This window comes from Catenuloplanes sp. NPDC051500 (assembly GCF_044454585.1).
GTDB lineage: Bacteria > Actinomycetota > Actinomycetes > Mycobacteriales > Micromonosporaceae > Catenuloplanes.
This window is the reverse complement of record NZ_JBITDX010000002.1, coordinates 379,280-397,492: the sequence shown is the minus strand read 5'-3', so window position 1 is coordinate 397,492 and position 18,213 is coordinate 379,280. Positions and strand designations below refer to the sequence as shown.

Annotated in this window: 19 protein-coding genes; 7 read left to right on the top strand and 12 right to left on the bottom strand. The window is 70.6% G+C overall.

Annotated elements, in window-relative coordinates:
* Positions 1–12: 12 nt before the first annotated feature.
* On the bottom strand, positions 13–1,416 hold the full coding sequence (locus ACIA8K_RS04760) for an amidase (RefSeq protein ID WP_396054988.1): 1,404 nt from the start codon (positions 1,414–1,416) through the stop codon (positions 13–15).
* Between the two features lie 97 nt (positions 1,417–1,513).
* Here ACIA8K_RS04760 and ACIA8K_RS04755 point away from each other — a divergent pair, with 97 nt between their 5' ends.
* Together ACIA8K_RS04755 and ACIA8K_RS04750 are read left to right on the top strand one after the other, a co-directional pair.
* Positions 1,514–2,080 (top strand): helix-turn-helix domain-containing protein, encoded by a 567-nt coding sequence (locus tag ACIA8K_RS04755; protein WP_396054986.1) that lies wholly within the window; start codon positions 1,514–1,516, stop codon positions 2,078–2,080.
* The gene (locus ACIA8K_RS04750) at positions 2,077–3,324 is read left to right on the top strand and encodes an MFS transporter (RefSeq protein WP_396054984.1); all 1,248 of its coding nucleotides are present in this window, start codon (positions 2,077–2,079) and stop codon (positions 3,322–3,324) included. Before ACIA8K_RS04755 ends, ACIA8K_RS04750 begins: the two co-directional genes overlap by 4 nt.
* Before the next feature lie 241 nt (positions 3,325–3,565).
* Here the strand turns inward: ACIA8K_RS04750 and ACIA8K_RS04745 are convergent, their stop codons facing one another.
* From ACIA8K_RS04745 to ACIA8K_RS04735, 3 genes are all read right to left on the bottom strand, one after another.
* The gene (locus ACIA8K_RS04745) at positions 3,566–4,081 is read right to left on the bottom strand and encodes a 2'-5' RNA ligase family protein (protein ID WP_396054982.1); all 516 of its coding nucleotides are present in this window, start codon (positions 4,079–4,081) and stop codon (positions 3,566–3,568) included.
* Between the two features lie 1,111 nt (positions 4,082–5,192).
* Positions 5,193–5,672 carry a CAP domain-containing protein gene (locus ACIA8K_RS04740; RefSeq protein WP_396054980.1) on the bottom strand — a complete coding sequence of 160 codons (480 nt, stop codon included), beginning with the start codon at positions 5,670–5,672 and terminating at the stop codon, positions 5,193–5,195.
* Positions 5,673–5,843: 171 nt separating this feature from the next.
* Complete coding sequence (locus ACIA8K_RS04735; protein ID WP_396054978.1) at positions 5,844–7,529, bottom strand: RecQ family ATP-dependent DNA helicase; 1,686 nt, start codon at positions 7,527–7,529, stop codon at positions 5,844–5,846.
* A gap of 192 nt (positions 7,530–7,721) precedes the next feature.
* On the opposite strand from ACIA8K_RS04735, the gene ACIA8K_RS04730 reads away from it, so the two are divergent.
* The gene (locus ACIA8K_RS04730; RefSeq protein WP_396054976.1) at positions 7,722–8,633 is read left to right on the top strand and encodes a metallophosphoesterase; all 912 of its coding nucleotides are present in this window, start codon (positions 7,722–7,724) and stop codon (positions 8,631–8,633) included.
* Positions 8,634–8,661: 28 nt separating this feature from the next.
* Here ACIA8K_RS04730 and ACIA8K_RS04725 read toward each other — a convergent pair whose 3' ends face one another.
* The 5 genes from ACIA8K_RS04725 to ACIA8K_RS04705 are packed head-to-tail and all read right to left on the bottom strand — an operon-like array spanning position 8,662 to position 13,382.
* Complete coding sequence (locus ACIA8K_RS04725; protein WP_396054974.1) at positions 8,662–9,237, bottom strand: DUF4145 domain-containing protein; 576 nt, start codon at positions 9,235–9,237, stop codon at positions 8,662–8,664.
* Positions 9,238–9,260: 23 nt separating this feature from the next.
* Complete coding sequence (locus ACIA8K_RS04720; protein ID WP_396054972.1) at positions 9,261–10,172, bottom strand: hypothetical protein; 912 nt, start codon at positions 10,170–10,172, stop codon at positions 9,261–9,263.
* Positions 10,173–10,182: 10 nt separating this feature from the next.
* Positions 10,183–11,331 carry a DUF3696 domain-containing protein gene (locus tag ACIA8K_RS04715; RefSeq protein ID WP_396054970.1) on the bottom strand — a complete coding sequence of 383 codons (1,149 nt, stop codon included), beginning with the start codon at positions 11,329–11,331 and terminating at the stop codon, positions 10,183–10,185.
* Positions 11,328–12,485, bottom strand: a complete 1,158-nt coding sequence (locus ACIA8K_RS04710; protein ID WP_396054968.1) for a DUF262 domain-containing protein — start codon at positions 12,483–12,485, stop codon at positions 11,328–11,330. The genes ACIA8K_RS04715 and ACIA8K_RS04710 overlap by 4 nt, the downstream gene beginning before the upstream one ends.
* A 51-nt stretch (positions 12,486–12,536) precedes the next feature.
* Entirely contained in the window at positions 12,537–13,382 is an 846-nt protein-coding gene (locus tag ACIA8K_RS04705) for a helix-turn-helix transcriptional regulator (RefSeq protein ID WP_396054966.1), read from the bottom strand.
* A 129-nt stretch (positions 13,383–13,511) separates the two neighbouring features.
* Between ACIA8K_RS04705 and ACIA8K_RS04700 the strand changes: the two genes are divergently transcribed.
* Entirely contained in the window at positions 13,512–14,462 is a 951-nt protein-coding gene (locus tag ACIA8K_RS04700) for a zinc-binding alcohol dehydrogenase family protein (RefSeq protein ID WP_396054964.1), read from the top strand.
* 47 nt (positions 14,463–14,509) lie between these two features.
* Here ACIA8K_RS04700 and ACIA8K_RS04695 read toward each other — a convergent pair whose 3' ends face one another.
* On the bottom strand, positions 14,510–14,959 hold the full coding sequence (locus ACIA8K_RS04695; RefSeq protein ID WP_396054962.1) for a MarR family winged helix-turn-helix transcriptional regulator: 450 nt from the start codon (positions 14,957–14,959) through the stop codon (positions 14,510–14,512).
* Between the two features lie 158 nt (positions 14,960–15,117).
* Positions 15,118–15,795: a pentapeptide repeat-containing protein gene (locus ACIA8K_RS04690; protein ID WP_396054960.1), complete on the bottom strand. Its 678-nt coding sequence runs from the start codon at positions 15,793–15,795 to the stop codon at positions 15,118–15,120.
* Positions 15,796–15,935: 140 nt separating this feature from the next.
* Here ACIA8K_RS04690 and ACIA8K_RS04685 point away from each other — a divergent pair, with 140 nt between their 5' ends.
* From ACIA8K_RS04685 to ACIA8K_RS04675, 3 genes are all read left to right on the top strand, one after another.
* Positions 15,936–16,094, top strand: coding sequence for a hypothetical protein (locus ACIA8K_RS04685; RefSeq protein ID WP_396054958.1), 159 nt, complete (start codon positions 15,936–15,938; stop codon positions 16,092–16,094).
* Between the two features lie 88 nt (positions 16,095–16,182).
* Entirely contained in the window at positions 16,183–16,803 is a 621-nt protein-coding gene (locus tag ACIA8K_RS04680; protein WP_396054956.1) for a hypothetical protein, read from the top strand.
* A 28-nt stretch (positions 16,804–16,831) separates the two neighbouring features.
* Complete coding sequence (locus ACIA8K_RS04675; protein WP_396054954.1) at positions 16,832–17,785, top strand: LLM class F420-dependent oxidoreductase; 954 nt, start codon at positions 16,832–16,834, stop codon at positions 17,783–17,785.
* A 142-nt stretch (positions 17,786–17,927) separates the two neighbouring features.
* Here ACIA8K_RS04675 and ACIA8K_RS04670 read toward each other — a convergent pair whose 3' ends face one another.
* A complete protein-coding gene (locus ACIA8K_RS04670; RefSeq protein WP_396054952.1) occupies positions 17,928–18,209 on the bottom strand; it encodes a GNAT family N-acetyltransferase in 282 nt (93 codons plus the stop codon).
* Positions 18,210–18,213 lie beyond the last annotated feature (4 nt).

Below are 18,213 nucleotides of genomic sequence, written 5' to 3'. Positions count from 1 at the left end.
CGGAACCGTGCGCTAACCGACGAACAGTGACGGCTGGCGGTCCCGCCACGGGGCCGCCTCCTCCAGCTGCGCGGCAAGGCGCAGCAGCAGGTCCTCGCGGCCGTACCCGGCGGCGAGCTGCACGCCGATCGGCAGCCCGGCCCGGCTCTGACCGAGCGGCAGGCTGATCGCGGGCGTGCCTGACACGTTGAACGGCGCGGTGAACGGGCCGTAGGCGAGCATCGTGCGCAGCCAGCCGCGTGCGTCGTGCGCCGGGTTGTCGTAGTCGAGCGTGCCGTGCGGCGCCGGCAGCTGCCCGAGCGTGGGTGTGACAAGCACGTCGTACCCGCCGGCGAAGAAGTGCCCGATCGACCGGGTGACCCGCTGCCGCGCGTCGAGAAGCGTCAGCAGGTCCGCGGCGGTCGCGGCCTCGGCCTCCCGGATGAACGCGCGCGAACCGGCCTCCAGCAGCGAGGGATCGGGCCTGCGCCCGCCGCGGAGCACCGCTAGCCCGGTCGCGATCCCCCCGAGCATCAGCGATTCGACCACGTCCTCCGCGTCGAATTCCGGGCGGGCCGGCTCGACCGTGTGCCCGAGCCACTCAAGCAGCGCGCCGGCCGTCTCGGTGGCGGCCGCCACCTCGGGGTCGACCGGCACGCCGGACCAGGGTGCGACCGCCAGCGCCACCCGCAGGCGTTCCGGGGCGGCGGTGAGCTCGCGCGCGAACGGGCGTACCGGCGGCGGGGCCTGATGGGTGTCGAAGTGGTTCGGGGTGCTTACCGCGTCGAGCAGGCGGGCCGTGTCCCGCACCGTGCGGGTGAGCGCGAACTCGTAGATGTGCCCGAACGCGACGTCGCTCCCGGGCGTGCGGCCACGGCTCGGTTTCAGCCCGACCAGGCCGCACGCGGCGGCCGGCACCCGGATCGAGCCGGCGCCGTCGTTTCCGTGCGCGACCGGCACCGCACCGGCCGCGACAAGCGCCGCCGCGCCGCCGCTCGAGCCGCCGACGCCCCGGTCCGGCGCCCACGGGTTGCGGGTGGGGCCGTGCAGCACCGGCTCGGTGGAGAAGCTCAGCCCGAACTCCGGCGCGGTGGTCTGCCCGAGCGTGACCAGGCCTGCGGCCCGGAAGCGGGTCATCAGCTCGTGGTCGGCGTCCGCGATGACGCCCCGGATCGCGCGGCTGCCCAGCCGGAACGCGGTGCCCCTGGCGAACGGGCCGCTGTCCTTGATCAGGAAGGGCACGCCGCCGAACGGGCCGTCCGGGTCGTGGCTGCCCGCGGGCTCGTAGAGCGGGCCGGTGAGCGCGTTGAGGTCCGCGTGCGCGGCGGCAAGCGCACGGCGGGCCGCGTCCTCGGCGTCCTGCGGCGTGATCTGGCCGGTGGTGATCAGTTCGCGCAGGCCGGTGGCGTCGTAGGCCGCGTACTCGTGCAACTCCATGCGGCTCAGCGTGGCGTGCGTGAGCCGATCAGGCGACAGGTTTTCCTATCCTAAAGACATGTTGCTAAAGGTATCTTTCTAAAGCATGCTCTAGGGTATGGCGAACGACTCCGTGAACCTCAATGATCCGAAGGCGCTCCGGGCCTACGCACACCCGCTGCGGCTCAGCCTGATCGGCATGCTCCGCCGCAACGGCCCGATGACCGCCACCCAGTGCGCGGCAGAGCTCGACGAAAACGTGCCCAACTGCTCGTTCCACCTGCGCCAACTCGCCAAGTACGGGCTGGCCGAGCGCGTCCCCGGCGCCGACGGGCGGGAGCGCCCCTGGCGTGCCACCGCGAACATGACGTCCTGGGTCGACGACTCCGACGACCCCGAGGTGCGCGCGGCCACCGACCAGCTCAACGCCGCGATCCTCGCGCAGTACGTGCGGCGCGCCGAGGCCTACCTCGCGGTCCGCGGCGAGGACTCCCCGGAGTGGCGGCGCGCGGCCGGCTTCGGCGACGCGATGATCTACGTGACCCCGGACCAGCTCCTCGCGCTGAACGAGCAGATCGACGAACTGCTCGCCCCCTACAGCGACAAGGCCCGGCGTGCCGAGGGCTCCCGGCCGGTCTCCATGGTGCAGCTGAGCATCCCGACGCCGGAAACGGGCGCGCCATGACCGCCGTCGCCGAACGCTCGCTGCTCCGCGCCCCCGCCTTCCGCCGCTACTGGTCCGCGCAGTCCGTCTCGCTGATCGGCGAGGAGATCACGCTTATCGCGTTGCCGCTGCTGGCCGTGCTCACCGTCGGTGCCGGCCCGGCCGAGATGGGCTACCTGACCGCCGCCTCGCTCCTCCCCAACCTGTTCTTCTCGCTCGTCGCGGGCGCCTGGGTGGACCGCCGCCCGATCAAGCGGCACATCATGATCGGCGCGGACCTGGCCCGCGCCGCGCTGGTACTGCTCGTGCCGCTGCTCGCGATCACCGGCGTGCTCGAACTCCGGCACCTCTACGTGATCGCGTTCGCCACCGGCACGCTCACCGTCTTCTTCGACGTCTCCAACAGCAGCCTGTTCGCGTCAGTTGTCCGGCGCGAGGACTACATCGCGGCGAACTCACTCGTCAACGGCTCCCGCGCGATGGCGTTCGTGGCCGGCCCGAGCCTCGGCGGCCTGCTCGTCCAGCTTGTCACCGCGCCGTTCGCCCTGGTCGCGGACGCGCTGTCCTACCTGGGCTCCGCGCTGCTGCTGTCCCGGATCACGCCGGACGAGAGCAACGCCGTCGCCGCCGGTACCGAACGTACCGGCATCGCGACCGGCCTGGTCTTCGTCGCCAGGTCCGCGATCCTGCGCCCGCTGCTGCTCGGCGTCACCGTGCTGAACCTGTTCAACTACGTCTTCCACGCGCTCTTCATCCTCTACGCCACCACCACGCTCGGCCTCTCCCCGGGCCAACTCGGCCTGCTGCTCGGCCTCGGCTCGGTCGGCGGCCTGCTCGGCGCCGTGGTCACCGGCCGCCTCACCCGCCGCTTCGGCGTCGGCCCGGTCGCCGTCGCCGGCTACGTACTGTTCCCGCTGCCCCTGGTGCTGATCCCGCTCGCCTCCGGAGGCGAACCCACGATCATGGCCATGGTCTTCGTCGCCGAATTCCTCAGCGGCATCGGCGTGATGATGCTCGACATCGCCGTCGGCTCGCTCCAGACCGCCGCCACCCCGCACCACCGCCTCTCCCTGGTCAGCGGGGCCCGCCGTACCGTCAACTACGGCGTCCGCCCGGTCGGCGCGCTCCTCGGCGGCCTGCTCGGCGAAACCATCGGCGTCCGCCCCACCCTCTGGATCGCCACAGTCGGCGCGGTCTCCGGCGTCCTCTTCGTCCTCTTCTCGCCGATCCCCCGCATCCACGACCTCCCACCCCAACCCGACTGACAGAGCCAGATCACAATCCTGCTTTCCCACTCTGTGGGTGGTGCCGCCCGCACGCTCCCGCGGGCCGCGGCCCCGCCGTGGCCGGGAAACCCACGCGGCCGCACACCCCTCGGCCGGGCGCGGCTGCGGGGGCCGTGAACCTCAATCGGCTCGGCTCGGCTCGGCTCGGCTCGGTTCGGTTCGGCCGACGCTCGACCTCAGCCCCGCTCGGCTCAGCCGTCGCTCACACCTCGACCTCGGATCAGCTCAGCCGGTGATCGATCTCGTTCGCGTGATCGGTCACCGCGGCGCCGGTCACCGTCGCCTTCAGCGGGAGGACTTCGATGCAGCGGCGTACCGCGTGGGCCATCTGTGCATTCGGCACCCGCATCGAGACGGTGCAGTGCGGCACCCAGCGCCCGGGCAGATAGTGCTCCCACACCTCGACACCGGCCGCCGCCAGCCGCTCGTGGACGGCTCGGTGATGTGCCAGCAGCTCCTCGGTCGGGGTGACCCCCAGCCACAGCACCCGCCCGACGAACTGCCCGGAGAAATCCATGCTCAGCGAATGCCCCGTGCCGACCTCCAGCCCGTCGAGGGCCTCCGCCACCACGTCCGGATCCAGCCGCGGTGCCGCCGCAAGCGACACGTGCGGCCGGTGCCGGTTGCCGAGCAGCCCTGCCATCGTCGGCACGCCCTCCGCCTCAAGCGACCGCCACAGCGTCTTGATCCGCCGGTTCGCATCGGTGTCCAGATACATCTCGATCGCCGCAACCACGCGGCCACGCTAGTCGATCGTGCCCGGCCGGCTGCGAAGGAGTGACGTCACACGGTCCCCCCGCCTCAGGCGATCGCGGCCGTTCAGTCACCGGCGGCGAGGATGTGGCGCCGGCAGCGACGCGGTGGGCCCGGAAAGATCAAGAGCGGCATCGAGGAAGAGGTCCGGGCGATCCCGAAGATCGCGCGGCCGGCCGCCGGTTGGCGGTGTCCAGGCGGGTTCATGGGGCCGGAGATGTGCGGTTGCCGCGATCGGGTGGGGCTCGCGATCCGTGGGGCGGGGGTTGCGCAGGCAGCCGCTGGTCGGCGGTGCGCGGGTTCGTGGGGCCGGAGAACTGCGGTGGGACGGCGGTTGGGCCGGGCTTGGGATCCGTGGGGCGGCGGTGGCGCGACCAGCCGCCGGTCGGCCGAGGTCCGGGGCTCCTGGGGGCGGGGCTTGCCCGGTAGGGCCTCGGATTCGTGAGGGCCGCGGGCAGTCGCCGGTGGGGCGGTGGGGCGGCGGTTGAGTGAAACCCCGGGACTCGTGACGGGTGACGGCTGGCGGTGGGGTGGCGGTCGGGCGGGGCGCAGGGCTCGTCCGGGTGCGGCGCTGCCAGGTGGCTGCCGGATGGGTGAGGCGGGGCTCGTGGGGGCGGCGGCTGTGCGAGTCGTGCGCCGAAGCGGGCAAGAGGGGCGCCGGGAGTCGTTACGGTCCAGCCCGATCAGTGGCTGTCGGCGTGGGTGGCGGGGATCGTGCGCCGTGCGCCCGATTTTTCACCATAAAGCGTTCAGTCCATCACCACGCATTGAAGTCGATCACCGTCGACTGTACGTAGGAGTGGTTATGGGGGCCGGATAACCACTCCCACGTACATTCGACGGATGATCATTGGTGTTGCCTGTCATGTTCGATGATCTCGCTATCGGACTTTTCGGATATCGGAGCTATGTGGGCCCGCCACCTGCTGATTGATCAAGCAAAGAGCGCTGGATGGCCGAATCCTGGCATCAGAAGATCCGACGCCGAGGTGACTGGGCGGAGCGCGACGAGGCGTCTTTCAACCCGCAAATAGAGCTAGGGATCGGTGTCCGAGGACGCCGATCCCTAGCTCAACGGGGGGTGAGGGAAGTCTTTACTTGCCGCCGAATTCCTGGGTCCAGTAGATGGTGCCCTTGGCGTCGCGGGCGACGCCGACGCCGATCTTGGCGGCCTTGCAGTTGAGGATGTTCTTGCGGTGGCCGGGGCTGTTCATCCAGCCGGTCATCACGCCGGTGGTGCCCGCGTAGCCCCAGGCGATGTTCTCGCCCACGGCGGGGGCGTAGCCGGCGGACTTCACGCGCTGGGTGAAGGTGGAGCCGTTGCGGCCGGTGTGGGAGAAGTAGTTGAACTTGGCCATGTCGCTGGAGTGTCCGCGGGCGGCCTTGGTCAGGCCAGGGGAGACGACCAGCGTCTTGCAGCCGGCCTTGGCGCGCTCGGCGTTGGTGTGTGCGACGACCTGGGTCTCCAGCGTGGTGGCCGGGGTCACGGCGGCGGTCGCGGCGGTGGCGGTGCCACCGATCACGATTACGGCGGCGACGGCGGTCAGGGCGGCGGAGCGGACCAGGTTGCGCAAGATGCGTGCCTCTCGGTTGGCGTTCGCTGTGCGGTGTGGCTCAGCGTTACGCCAATCAAGTTCGGCGGGCCGTCGCAAACCTTGAAGGATCGACCAGGTGCTATGCGGTGAGGGCTCGGGTCCCGTCCGGGTGCGAGGATCGGCACCCGGACGGCAACCGGCTGGTCGTGGCTAGTCGTCCTCGGTCGGGACCAGGAGTTTCTGCTTGCTGACCACCTTGACCGAGAGCGTCTTGTAGCCGACCGAGTCGAACAGCACCGTCATCTTGTCGTTCTCGTAGCCGAGGACGAGGCCGGGGCCCCACTCCTGGTGGCGGACCGTGCTGTGGATGGGGAAGAGCTCCTCGGCGGCCGGGACCTGCGGATCCGAGGCGGCGCCGGTGGGAGCGGGGGAGACCGGCGCGTCGTCCGGCGGGTTGAGGCAGTTGTCGCAGTGGCCGCAGGGCTCGGGGAGGTGCTCGCCGAAGTAGGCGAGCAGGATCTGACCGCGGCAGGACCGGGTCTGGGCGAACGCGCGCATCATGTCGATCCGCGAGCGTTGCACGGTCTGCTGCCGTTCGGACTCGGCGGCGGCGAGCTGCGCGGCCTTGGCGGCGGGCGGCGCGTAGTTCGGCGCCAGCACCTTCGTGGTGCCGATGGTGACCACGGACTCGACCTGCTCCAGGAGTGCGAGGAGCTGGCCGAGCTTGCGCATGCCGAGCCCGGTCTTCTCGCGCAGTTCCGCCTTGGTGTGCGCGCCGGTCCGCAGTACGGCGGCCAGCTCGCGGAGCTCCTTCTCGTCGACGGCGCCGCCGGTGAAGTAGCGCTGGATGTTCTCGTCCTCGGCGCGCCAGAGCAGCAGCGCGCGGGCGGGAGCGCCGTCACGCCCGGCACGGCCTATCTCCTGGAAGTAGCTGTCCGGGGAGTCGGGCAGCGCGACGTGGGCGACCCAGCGGATGTTGGGCTTGTCGATGCCCATGCCGAACGCGCTTGTCGCGACCATGACCTGGATCTTGTCGGCGAGGAACTCCTCGTGCCGTTCCTCGCGCGCGCCCGCGTTCATGCCGCCGTGGTAGAACGCGGCGGCGTACCCGGCCTCGGTGAGCTTTTCGGCCAGTTCCTCGGCGGCGCGGCGGGTGGCCACGTAGACCAGGCCGAGGCCCTCGTCCTCGTCGAGCAGCGCGGTCAGCCGGCGCCACCTGTAGTTCTCGTCCGGGCAGTAGGCGACCTCGAGGAACAGGTTCGACCGGTCCAGCTCGGAGATCATCGGCTTGACGTCGCGGAGCTGGAGCCGCTTGATGATGTCCTCGCGGACCGGCGGGGACGCGGTCGCGGTGAGCGCCAGGATCGGCGGGCGGCCGATCGCGCGGATCAGGTGGCCGAGCGCCAGGAAGTCCGGGCGGAAGTCGGGGCCCCAGGAGGAGATGCAGTGCGCCTCGTCCACCGCGACAAGCGCGGGGCGCAGCGATCGGATCTCGACCTGCATCGGCTCCGAGGCCAGCTGCTCCGGCGTGGTGAACAGGAACCGCGCCTTGCCGGTACGGACCGCCTCCAGCGCCTCGGCCTTCTGGTTCGCGGTTTCGGCCGAGCTGATCCGGACCGCGCGCAGCGCCGGGCTGTCCCGCTCGTTGAGCGCGGCGATCTGGTCCTGCTGGAGCGCGAGCAGCGGCGAGATCACCACGGTCGGGCCGGGCAGCAGCGTGGCCGGGATCTGGTAGAGCGCGGACTTGCCGCCGCCGGTGGGCATGACGACAAGCGCGTCGCGCCGCTTCATCACGGTTCGCATCGGCTGAAGCTGGCCGGGGCGGAGCGTCCGCCAGCCGAAGTGCTTCTTGGCGGCGCGCTTGATGCGCGAGGTGAGCAGGGAGAGAGTGATCATGAGGCGGCCATTGTCCCCGTCCGGTTCGGCCCGCGTCGATGCGGCGTCGTGTGCCGCGTGATTTTCCCGGATTGGGGACGCGACAAACGCCACTCGCAATGGAGACCATCAGCCAGCCCACCTGCCGCGGGTCCTCGGCGTCTTCCAAAAAATCATCAGGGGGTACGCCCCGCGCATGGTTCCCTTCACGCCATGCGACTGCTGAGCGACCGGCCCTCGACGCTTACCTCGATCGCCTACCGGCAGGCCCGGCCGGGCGGCGGAAGCGAGAGCGCGGTGCTCCCGGTGCAGCGGATCATCGCCGACGGCCTCCCGAGCGGCTGCCGGGCAGTGCTTGTCGCCGGGGACCTGCAGGGCGTGGCGCCGTCACCGTTCGGTGGCGATCCGGTGCTGCTCGGCCTCACGCTCGCGGATCACCTCGGGCTGTGGGCCGGGCAGGGACTGGTTCCGCCGCCGGCCGAGGTGGGGGTCGTGCTGGCCGGCGACCTGTACGCGGCGCCGGGCGCGGACCGCCGTGGGGCCTCGGGCGAGGTGGCCGACGTGTGGCTCGCGTTCGCGGCCGCCGGGTGCGCGTTCGTCATCGGCGTGGCAGGCAACCACGACGTCATCGACGCCGGGCGGCTGGCCGCGCTCGGGCCGTCGATGACGTCGCCGGGGACCGTCCGGTCGCCGGGGACCGGACGGCCCGCCGTGCCCCGGGCGGCTGAGGCCTCGCCGGAGAGCAGGGGCGGCCGGCCGGTTCCGCTCGGGCCGACGATGACGCTGCTGGACGGCGAGGCCGTGGCCGTGGGGGGCGTGACGATCGGCGGGCTGGGCGGTGTCATCGGTGATCCGGCGCGCCCGCATCGGCGTACCCGCGAAGATTTTCTGGGTGGTCTCGGCCGCCTGCTCGATGACGGGCCGCCGGACGTGATGGTGTTGCACGAGGGCCCGTCCGGCGGACCGGGCCGGCTCGGCGATGAGGACGTCCGCAGGCGCCTCGCCCGCCGCCCACCGCCGCTCACCGTCTGCGGCCACGTGCACTGGCCCGAGCCGGTCGCCGCGCTTGGCGCCGGTCGGGTGCTCAATGTGGACGGACGCGCGGTCCTGCTCGCCGCGGTCTAGGCGGCCGTCGGGAGCGGCCGGACCCGTTTCATCGGGACTCCACCCTCGCCAGTTCGGTGGCCAGCCGCCAGGAGGCGCCGACGAACTCCCTCGCCTCGGCGGCAGTGGGCACCGCCTGGCCGTGCGCGACCCGATTGCGCAGGTCGCGCAGTTGGCGGGCCAGCTCGTACAGGTCCATGCTGATCTCTCCGGATCCGGTGAGCGCCCTCAGCTCCGCCATGGTCCCGAGACGGCCGGTCGCGCCCGCGAGCCGCGTCGTCCCCGCCTCGACCAGGTTCCACGCCCGCATGATCGCGTTCACCGGCTTGCGACCGGTCTCGTCCAGGAGATCGCGCAGGCTGGGACCGTCGCCGACCGCCACCCTCTCGTTCGCCGTGACCACCCCGGGCAACTCCGCCGGAACATCGGGGACGATGGCCTCCGCGATCGCGCCGACCGCCTCCATCCGCTCGCTGAAATCCAACTCCACCCCGGCCCCGGAGAACCGCGTCACCCGGCCGATCGCCCGCCCGATCTCCCGCTTCAGCAGCACCACGGATATCAGCACGACAGCCGGCCACGCCAACCCCGTGACCAGCGCGACAATCCCTTTGAACCATTCCACCGGCGGAGTGTAGCCAGTGGACCTCAGCGCAGCTTGTCCCCGATGTAGGCGATGACGACCTTCCCCGCGGCCGCGTCCCAGCGGAAGTGCATCCTGCCCGCCCAGGGCGTGAATCTGGCATGGGTGTCGAAAGCCATGGTCCCGCCCGCCGCGGGATCATCGAAGTAGCAGAGTCTCTTGCGTTGCTCATGCTCGGGAGTGACCTTGACCGGCCAGGTGGGGGCCTGAGGGCTCGATGTGTCGCGGCCGGCGACCGCCCCTTCGAACGCCGCCAGGAGCCGCCACACGGACGGGAGCAGCGCAGGCTGCAGCCTCGCCAGGTCGTCCTCGACTCGGGGGAGGAAACGGAGGTTCGGCAGGAGATCGTTCCGCACCGCCCACAGCGCAGGCCCGTTTCGGATGCCGCTCGTTCCAGCCGACCTTATCCAGGCATCGTGCAGGTCCACGTGGGCGGCGACGCTCGCGTGAGGTATCCGCTCGCTCGACGTCTCGATCTCGCCGTCGTCGAGCAGTTCCTCACGGTGAAGCTCAAGGTGCGGAACGTCCCACGCGGGCGAGAGCGCAAAGCTCACCGCGAGCCCGCCGACGAGATGCGCTGTCCCGAGGCCGAGCGCCTCGGTGCCGTCGAACGTGTACCTGGTCAGAGACCGGATCTCGGTATCGAGCACAGAGGAGAACGGGGCGCGGGTCAGCTGGAGTTTGAGGAAGCGCGCGGCGTCGCGGTTCCGCCCGTCCGCCTGCCACTCGGCGAAGACGACGCCGTCCCCGATCAGTAGTTGATGAAAGTAGGCCTCGGCCACCAGCGCGGTGTCGGTTCGCCGGAGACGCACCGCTTGGACGACGGCGATCAGTTGCGTGAACGCCTCCCCGAGGTCCCTGGCGGTGATGTCGGCCTGGTGGTGTGAGTGCTCGTTCAGACATAGCAGCAGCGTCATCGTGGTCTCGTCAGCTCAGCAGGCGGTCGAGGGCCCTGTCCAGTTCGTCGAAGAAGCCAGGCGGCCAGTTCGACAACATCCCGTCCGGAGAGAGCGACGGTGAGGTGACCGACAGGTGCGGGGCTCGACGGCCACGATCCGGGGTGGCGCGTTCCCTGTCGAAGTAGTGGATCGCCACGTCCGACGGGCTCAGCAGGGAGTCCTTGACGGCCAGCCGTACACCGTTGAGGACGTGGTCGCTGTGCGTCTCCACGATGACCTGCGCCCCGGCGGCCGCGCTGGCTGCGGCGAGTCTGGCCATCATGATTTGGCCGCGCGGATGCAGGTGAGCCTCGGGATTCTCAAGCATGACGACCGAGCCGGGGGTGGCGATCAGACAGGCGACGATGATTGGCAGTGCGTAGGTGAGGCCGAAGCCGACGTTCGTCGGCCGGTACCGGTTGCTGGACGCCGGGCCCGTCCGGCCGAAGAATCCGTAGCTGAGCAGCACCGAGTCGGTTCCGGTGAGGTCCTCGGCATTGACGTTGACGCCCGGGCAGATCTCCTGCAGCCAGAGTTCGACATGGTCCAGCAGTGTGCCGCCACGCGCTTCCGGCCGGCGTACCGCCGATGTCATCGGCCTGTCGCGGTGAATGCGGAGGTAGTTCGCGGTGTGCTCGCCCCGTGCGCCCAGGAAGGACCGGAGGGCTGCGGCGTTGTAGGACTTTTCGTAGGTCACGGCCGGCGCGACCCGGTCGGCGCGTAGGTACTGGAAGGCCGGGCCGAACAGCCCGGTCCGGCCGACGTCATCGGCCACCATGTCCAGGGGCAACAGGTCGGCCTCGCGGTCCCGGGCCAGTTCGTAGGTGCTCCGCCAGACGAGTTCATTGCCGTCCTGCCGGAGGCTGAAAGTGATGTGCGGACGCCCACCCCGGCTGACGTGGAAGTCCTCGTGCAGCACGTCCACGCCGACGCCGAGCGACACCAGCTCCCCGTTGAGCAGCAGGCCCCCGTCGCGGGTCAGCAGCGCGGCCTCGTATGACTGGCGGAGCAGTGCGAGCGCCTGCATGAGTGTGCTCTTACCAGCGCCGTTCAGCCCGGTGAGCAGCGTCAGCCCAGCCAGCGGCAGGTCGAGGGAGGCGAATGCTTTGAAGTTCTGAATGGTGATTCTATCGATCATGAAAGCACCCGCATGAAAAGGTTTCGGACGTCGTCGAATCGACGCCGAACCTTACCGGGGTCGTCTATGTTCCGGGAGATCGCGGCCACGAAATCACCGTTACGCATGAGATCCATGAATCCGGCCTGGACGGCTCCGCGTCGCTCGGCCAGAACCGCCCGCCGTTCGACCGTGAAGGACGCCAGGTTGACCGTGATCGCCTCGAACAACGCCTTGTTCAGTGGAAGCAGCAGATCCGGGTTCTGCGGATCCCGCCTGCGGAAGGTGAAGCTCCCGAAGATCTCTTCGGCCGAGGTCATGGTCGCGTCGAATGTCGCGCGAAGTGCCTCGGTTTCGGCCCGGCCCGCTGCGCTCAGCCGGCGGATGCACTGTTTCAGCAGATCGTCGAGATCGTCGTCCTCGGCAGGCGAGGCCAGGTGGTAGGCGAGGAAACGCAGAATCATCTCGGCGTCCGTGGATCGATCGCTTCGGGTGCGGCGGCTTACCGTGGACCGGAAGGCGACCCCGGCCGCCCAGCTTTCGAGTAGCTGGAGGACCGCCCTCGGGGCCAACGCGATGTGCAGCTCGGTGCTGTTCAGGCGCAGGCCCTCGGTGTTGAGCCGGCTGAAGACGTCGTACTTGACCAGGTTCGGTGTGTCCAGCCGGGCGAGCACGACGCCGAATTCGTACTCCCGTAGCCTGGTCTGCAGCCGGCCCGGAAGATCATCGAAGCTCGCGCCGGCAAACTCGCTCATGTATTCGAGATCGCGTAGTCGCAATGGCTCGGCGTCGATGGAATCCGGTTCGACGAATTCGCGGATCGCGGTCAGGCGCTGGATGCCGTCAACGATCACCCACACACCGTCCTCGGTTTCTGCGGCGAGGAGATTGGGCAGCGGGAGCCGGAGAAGCAGCGACTCGATCAACCTGCTCTTCGCCTCGGCGTTCCATTGTCCGGAGCGCCTCTGGACCGGTCTGAGTAGGCTGATCTGCCCGGTACGGAGACGGGACAGCAGAAGATCGACCGTCATCCGGCGGATGATGACATCGACCTGATCGGGATCGAACGGCCCACGGACTGCCGGATCCTCTTCGAAACCGGGCTCCACCTCGAACGGCCGGTCTTGCGAATTCACCTCTTCGACCAGGTCGTCGGGTTCGTCGACGCCGGTCATCACGTGCCTCCTGGATAGGTTCCCGCCGTGACCATGCTATCGGTGGGTCACTCAGGCCGAACGGAGCGCGGCCTCTTCAAGCAGGCGTAGTTTCTCGACCGCCGGGCTGCCGTCCTCGGCGGTGTAGGCGATGAGCATCGGGCCGGGGGTGGGGCCCGGGAGGCGGTAGGCGTCCCAGTCCAGGGTCACGTCGCCGACCAGGGGATGGATGACTCGCATGCGGCCGCGGGTGGTCTCCTCGATGTCGTGGCGGCCCCACAGGGTGCGGAATTCGGGGCTGTGGACGGCCAGTTCGCCGACCAGCTCGACGGCGCGGGGGTGCATGGGGTCGGCGGCGACGGAGGTGCGCAGCATGGCGGTCAGTTCGGCGACCGTGGCGGCGCGCTCCGGGCAGGTCAGGTCGGCGCCGGGCTGGAAAAACAACACAAGCACGTTGCGGGTACGCCTCGGGAGCGCGCTGAGGTCGCCGAGAAGCGTTTCGGCCGGCGGGTTCCAGGCCAGGATGTCGAGGTGGCGGCCGACCACCATGGCCGGGCCGCTCATGGTGCGCAGCAGGCGAAGCGCGGTGGGCGGTACCACCTCTGGCGTGCGGGCCCTGGTGCGGGCCGGGCGGCGTGCGGCGGCGGCGAGCGCGCGGAGGTGCCGGGTCTCCTCGGGGGTGAAGCGCAGGGCGCGGGCGAGCGCGTCGAGGACCTGCTCGGACGGGCGGACGTCGCGGCCCTGCTCCATCCGCTCGTAGTAGTCCTCGCTCACGCCGGCAAGCAGCGCCAGCTCCTCGCGCCGCAGGCCGGCCACCCGGCGCCGGGGGCCGGGCTCCAGGCCGACGTCCTGCGGGCGGACCCGGGTGCGGCGGGCCTTCAGGAACTCGGCCAGTTCCCGCCTCGGGTGATCGTCCATCCGCCCAGTATGCGCGCGGCGCCCGGGCCGAGGGTGGGTCTGATCTTCCGAGGATATCCGCGCTGAGGGGACCGGCCCGCCGGGCGCCGAGGATCATCCGGCAAGCAGGATCCAGCGGAAGGCCCACCCATGCAGGCTGCACAGATGTTCTCGTTCGGCGCCCCGGACGTGCTCCGGGTGACCGAGGTCGGCCGCCCGTCGCCGGGGCCGGGTGAGGTGCTTGTCGCCGTGGGCGCCAGCAGTGTGAACGGCCACGACACGCTGATCCGGGCGGGTGCGCTGACTATCGCGTCCGGACGCCGGTTTCCGATAGGCACCGGGCTGGACTTCGCCGGCGTGGTCGCGGAGACCGGGCCGGGTGTGGACCTGCGGGCCGGCCTGCCGGTCTGGGGCCTTGTGCACCCGCGTGGCAGGCATGCGGTCGCCGGTGCGGCCGAGTACGTGGTCGTCCCCGCGAACCGGGTCGGCGCGCTGCCCGGCGGGCTGTCCATGGTGGACGCTGCCGCGCTTGTCGTCCCGGGCATCACCGCGCTGGCGGCGCTCGGCCCGGCGACGCGTCTGGCGCGTGGCGAATCGGTCCTGGTCCGGGGCGCGGCGGGCGGGGTCGGCACGGCGGTGACGCAGCTCGCCCGCGCGATGGGCGGCACGGTGACCGCGCTGGCCCGGTCGTCGCAGCGGGAGTTCCTCACCGGTCTGGGCGCGGCGCGGGTGCTCGACTACCACGAGGTCACGCCGGCCGAGCTGGATGCGTTCGATGTGATCGTCGATACCGTGGGGACGGAACTCGGCGCGTACCGGCGGCGACTCGCCAAGGGCGGGCGGATGGTCACTGTCGCGTTGTCCGGCCCGGCCATCGCCGCGATCGCCGCGTCCGCGGTCTACGGGCCGCGCCGGATCCGGGCGTTCAGCGCGAATCCGCTCACGCCCGAGCTTGACGAACTCGCCAGGTACGTCGCGGCCGGGTCGGTGCGGCCCGTTGTCGACCAGGTCTTTCCGCTCGCGGACATCGCGGCCGCCCATCACGCGTTCGCGCGGCGCGGCGTTCAGGGCCGGCAGGTCGTGACGGTCACCGCGGACTGAGCCGGCGATCAGAGCCAAGGGACTGAGCCGGCGATCAGAGCCGAGGGTCAGACCGTGGACGGCAGCCGGCTCAGGGCTTGGACCAGCGGCGCCAGCTCGGGCATCCGGCCGGCCGCGTCCAGCGCGCTCGCCAGCACCTCGTCGTGCGTCGGCCGCGCCTCGGCGAGCAGTTCCCGCCCGGCCGGGGTCAGCTCGGAGTAGATGCCGCGGCGGTCCTCCTGGCACAGGTAGCGGGCGAGCAGGCCACGGTCCTCAAGCCGGTTGACCAGGCGGGTCGCGGCGCTTGAGGAGAGCGCGGCGGCGCGGGCCAGCTGGGACATGCGCATGTGGAAGCCGTCCTGGCGGGAGAGCGCGTCAAGCACCGTGAACTCGACCACGGACAGGCCGTGGCCCGTCGCCAGCGCCCGCTCCAACGCGGCGTCGATCAAGCCGTGCAGCGCGGCAAGCGTCCGCCAGCCCTGCGCCCGGACCTGCACCGCGTCATCCGCGATTCCCATGGCGGCCAGCCTAACAGGCGCAAGCTCATACCAGGCGTGTGCAATGATCTCGTGCAGATCGGGGGGGTACGGCCGCTCGGCGACGACCGGGTGCTTGTGCTCGGCAAGGGTGCGCTGTATGCGGTGGGGGTCGGCGCGGGTTGACGGCCGGTCCTGCGCTAGTCGGAGTTGATCGTGATGCCCATCGCGGCGGCGAGGACGAATGAGAGTGCGGGTAGGTCGGCCTCGTGGAAGACCGCGCCCCGGAGTTGGGCGGGGCTGCCGACGCCGGCCAGCGCACACCCCCGGAACCGGGTGCCGGTCAGGTCGGCCTGATGCAGCTGGATGCCGCTGAGGTCGCAGCGGGTGAAGCGGGCGCCGCGCAGGTCCGCGCCGGTGAGGTCCGCGCCGGTGAAGTCACAGCCGATGAAGTGGACGGCCTCGAAGCGGGTGAAGCGCCACGCGGACAGGTTGAAGCGGCACTCCTCCGCGCGGACGTCGCGCAGCACGCCGTCCGCGATGGTGAGGCCTGTCATCCGGGAGTCGCGCAGCTCGACGCGGGTGAGGGTGCCGCCGTCGCTCGTCAGGTTCGCCCAGTTGGAGTGCTGGATCAGGCAGTCGGTGAGCGTGAGCTGGTCCAGGCGGGAGCCGGAGAGGTCGGCGGCGCGGAACCGGCACTGGGTGAACCTGACCCCCTCGGCCTCGCGCCCGGACAGGTCCACGTCGTAGTAGGCGAGGCGCTGGTAGGAGCCCTCCGGTTCCGGGTCGCCGGTCGCGATGTCCACGCCCGCGGGCGGCTTGGGCGGTTTGGGATCGGCGAAGACTGCGGCGGTGGCGCGGCGGCGGGACGGAGGCACCCGGTCACCTTAGACAAGGCCGGGACGAAGACAAGGCCGGGACGAAGGCAAGGCCGGGACGAAGACAAGGCCGGGACGAGGGCACCGCCGGTCCGATGTGCCCGCTCGCCGTACCCCCGACGGGGTCTTATGGTTTTGGGGTGGAATCTTTGCTGACACCCATCCGGGTGATGTCGTCGCTCGCCGTAGAAGATCGAAGCTGGTTCGACATCCCGCTGGTGCGGGTCGTCGGGGCCATTGCAGGCGCATTGTTCCTGGTCGTGGCCATCAGGTCGATGTTCGGCGGCGGTAAGCGTTAGTCGTTCGGCCGTCATGCCTCGCGGGGTGCTGTCCGGGTACCGTGACGTGCTGCGCAGAAACGGAGAGTAACCGACCCGGGGCGGAATTGTGGATCTCGAACTGTCACAGCACCATCTCGCCGCCGGGCTGGCCCGGGTGGCGGTCGCGGAACAGACGGCCGGGCAGGAGGGCACCCGGACGCTGGCTCAGCAGCAGGTGCTGCTTCTGCTCGGCCGGCGGGACACCAGCTGCCCGCTGTCCGAGCTGTCCCGTGATCTGGGCATGACCACGAAGGCGATGTTCGCGGCCGTGGAGGCGCTTGTCGCGGACGGGCTGGTGGAGATGGGGCCGACGCCGTCGTTCTCGCCGAGCGAGGTGCGGCTGACGCTTACCGAGGCCGGGCGGGCCGAGCCGGTCGAGCCGATGAACTGGGCCGCGGACCTGCTCGGCGGCCTGCGGGAGCTGGATGCGCTGCGCCGCCAGCATCTGCTCGACGTGGTCACCACCCGGATTCGGACGCTTCAGGCGGCGGACCAGATCCCGATCACGAAGATGTGCGTGACCTGCCGGTTCTTCGAGTCGTACGCGTACCCGGGAAGCGGGCAGCCGCACCACTGCTGGCTGGTCGGCAGCCCGTTCGGCCACCTGGACCTGCGCCTGCGGTGCCCGGAGGCGAAGACCACGGGCGAGCCGATGCACGTCATGCTGGCCCCGCGCGAAGACGATTGACCTGGTCCGGACGGGGTATCCGGCCCACATGAAGGTGGGTTACTTCCTCTCCAGCGAGGAGTTCACGCCGGCCGAGCTGCTGGACCAGGCGCGTCGCGCCGAGCAGGCCGGGTTCGAGTCACTCTGGATCTCCGACCACTACCATCCGTGGGTCGACGCACAGGGCCAGAGCCCGTTCGTCTGGTCCATGATCGGCGCGCTCAGCCAGGTCACGACGTTGCCGATCACCACGGCCGTGACCTGCCCGACCGTGCGCATCCACCCGGCCGTGCTGGCCCAGGCGGCCGCGACCAGCGCGGTGCTGACGAACGGGCGGTTCGTGCTCGGCGTCGGCTCCGGGGAGGCGCTCAACGAGCACATCTTCGGCGACGCCTGGCCGAACGCGGACGTCCGCCTGGAGATGCTCGAGGAGGCCGTCGCGGTGATGCGCGCGCTGTGGGAGGGCGGGTTCGTCAACCACCGCGGCACGCACTACACGGTGGAGAACGCGCGGATCTACACGATGCCTGAGACGCCACCGGCGATCTACGTCTCCGGGTTCGGGCCGAAGGCGGTCGACCTGGCCGCGCGGATCGGCGACGGCTACGTCAGCACCAGCCCGGACGGCGAGCTGGTCCGGCGCTTCCGGGACGGCGGCGGCGGATCGAAGCCGGCACAGGGCGGCTTCAAGGCCTGCTTCGCGCCGACCGAGGACGAGGCGGTGCGGATCGCGTACGAGCGCTGGCCGAACGCGGGCGTGCCGGGCGAGCTGTCCCAGGTGCTGCCCTCGCCGAAGCACTTCGAGCAGGCGTCCGAGATGGTGCCGCCGGAGAAGATGCGCGAGGCACACGTCTGCGGCAGCGATCCCGATGCGCACCTGCAGCAGATCGAGCAGTACGCGAAGGCCGGCTTCGACGAGGTCTACGTCTCCAACATCGGGCCGCACCAGGCCGGCTTCTTCGACCTCTACAAGTCCAAGGTCCTGCCGGCCCTCAAGCGCTGATCACAGTCACAATCGCAGAGGCGGCTTTCCCGCTTCCAGCGTGGTCCGGTTCCGCGCGCTCCCGCGGCCTCGGATCCGTGGCTGGCCGGGAAAAACCCCAACGCGGGGTGTTTTCCCGGCCATGGCCCGATCGGCGGCGGTCTCAGGCGGCCAGCAGGTCCTGGTAGTCCGGGTGGCGTTCGATATAGGACTTGATGAAGGCGCAGCGGGGGACCACGGTCCCGCCCCGGGCGCGCACCGCGTCAAGCGCGCCGGCCGCCAGCTTCGAGCCGAGCCCCTGACCCTCGAAGGCGGAGTCCACCTCGGTGTGCGTGAAGATCGTTGACGAATCCCGCAGCCGGTACGCCGCGAAGCCGGCCACCGCGTCGTCGACCACGATCTCGAATCGGCCCTCGCCGGCGTTGTCCCGCACCTCGATACCCATGATC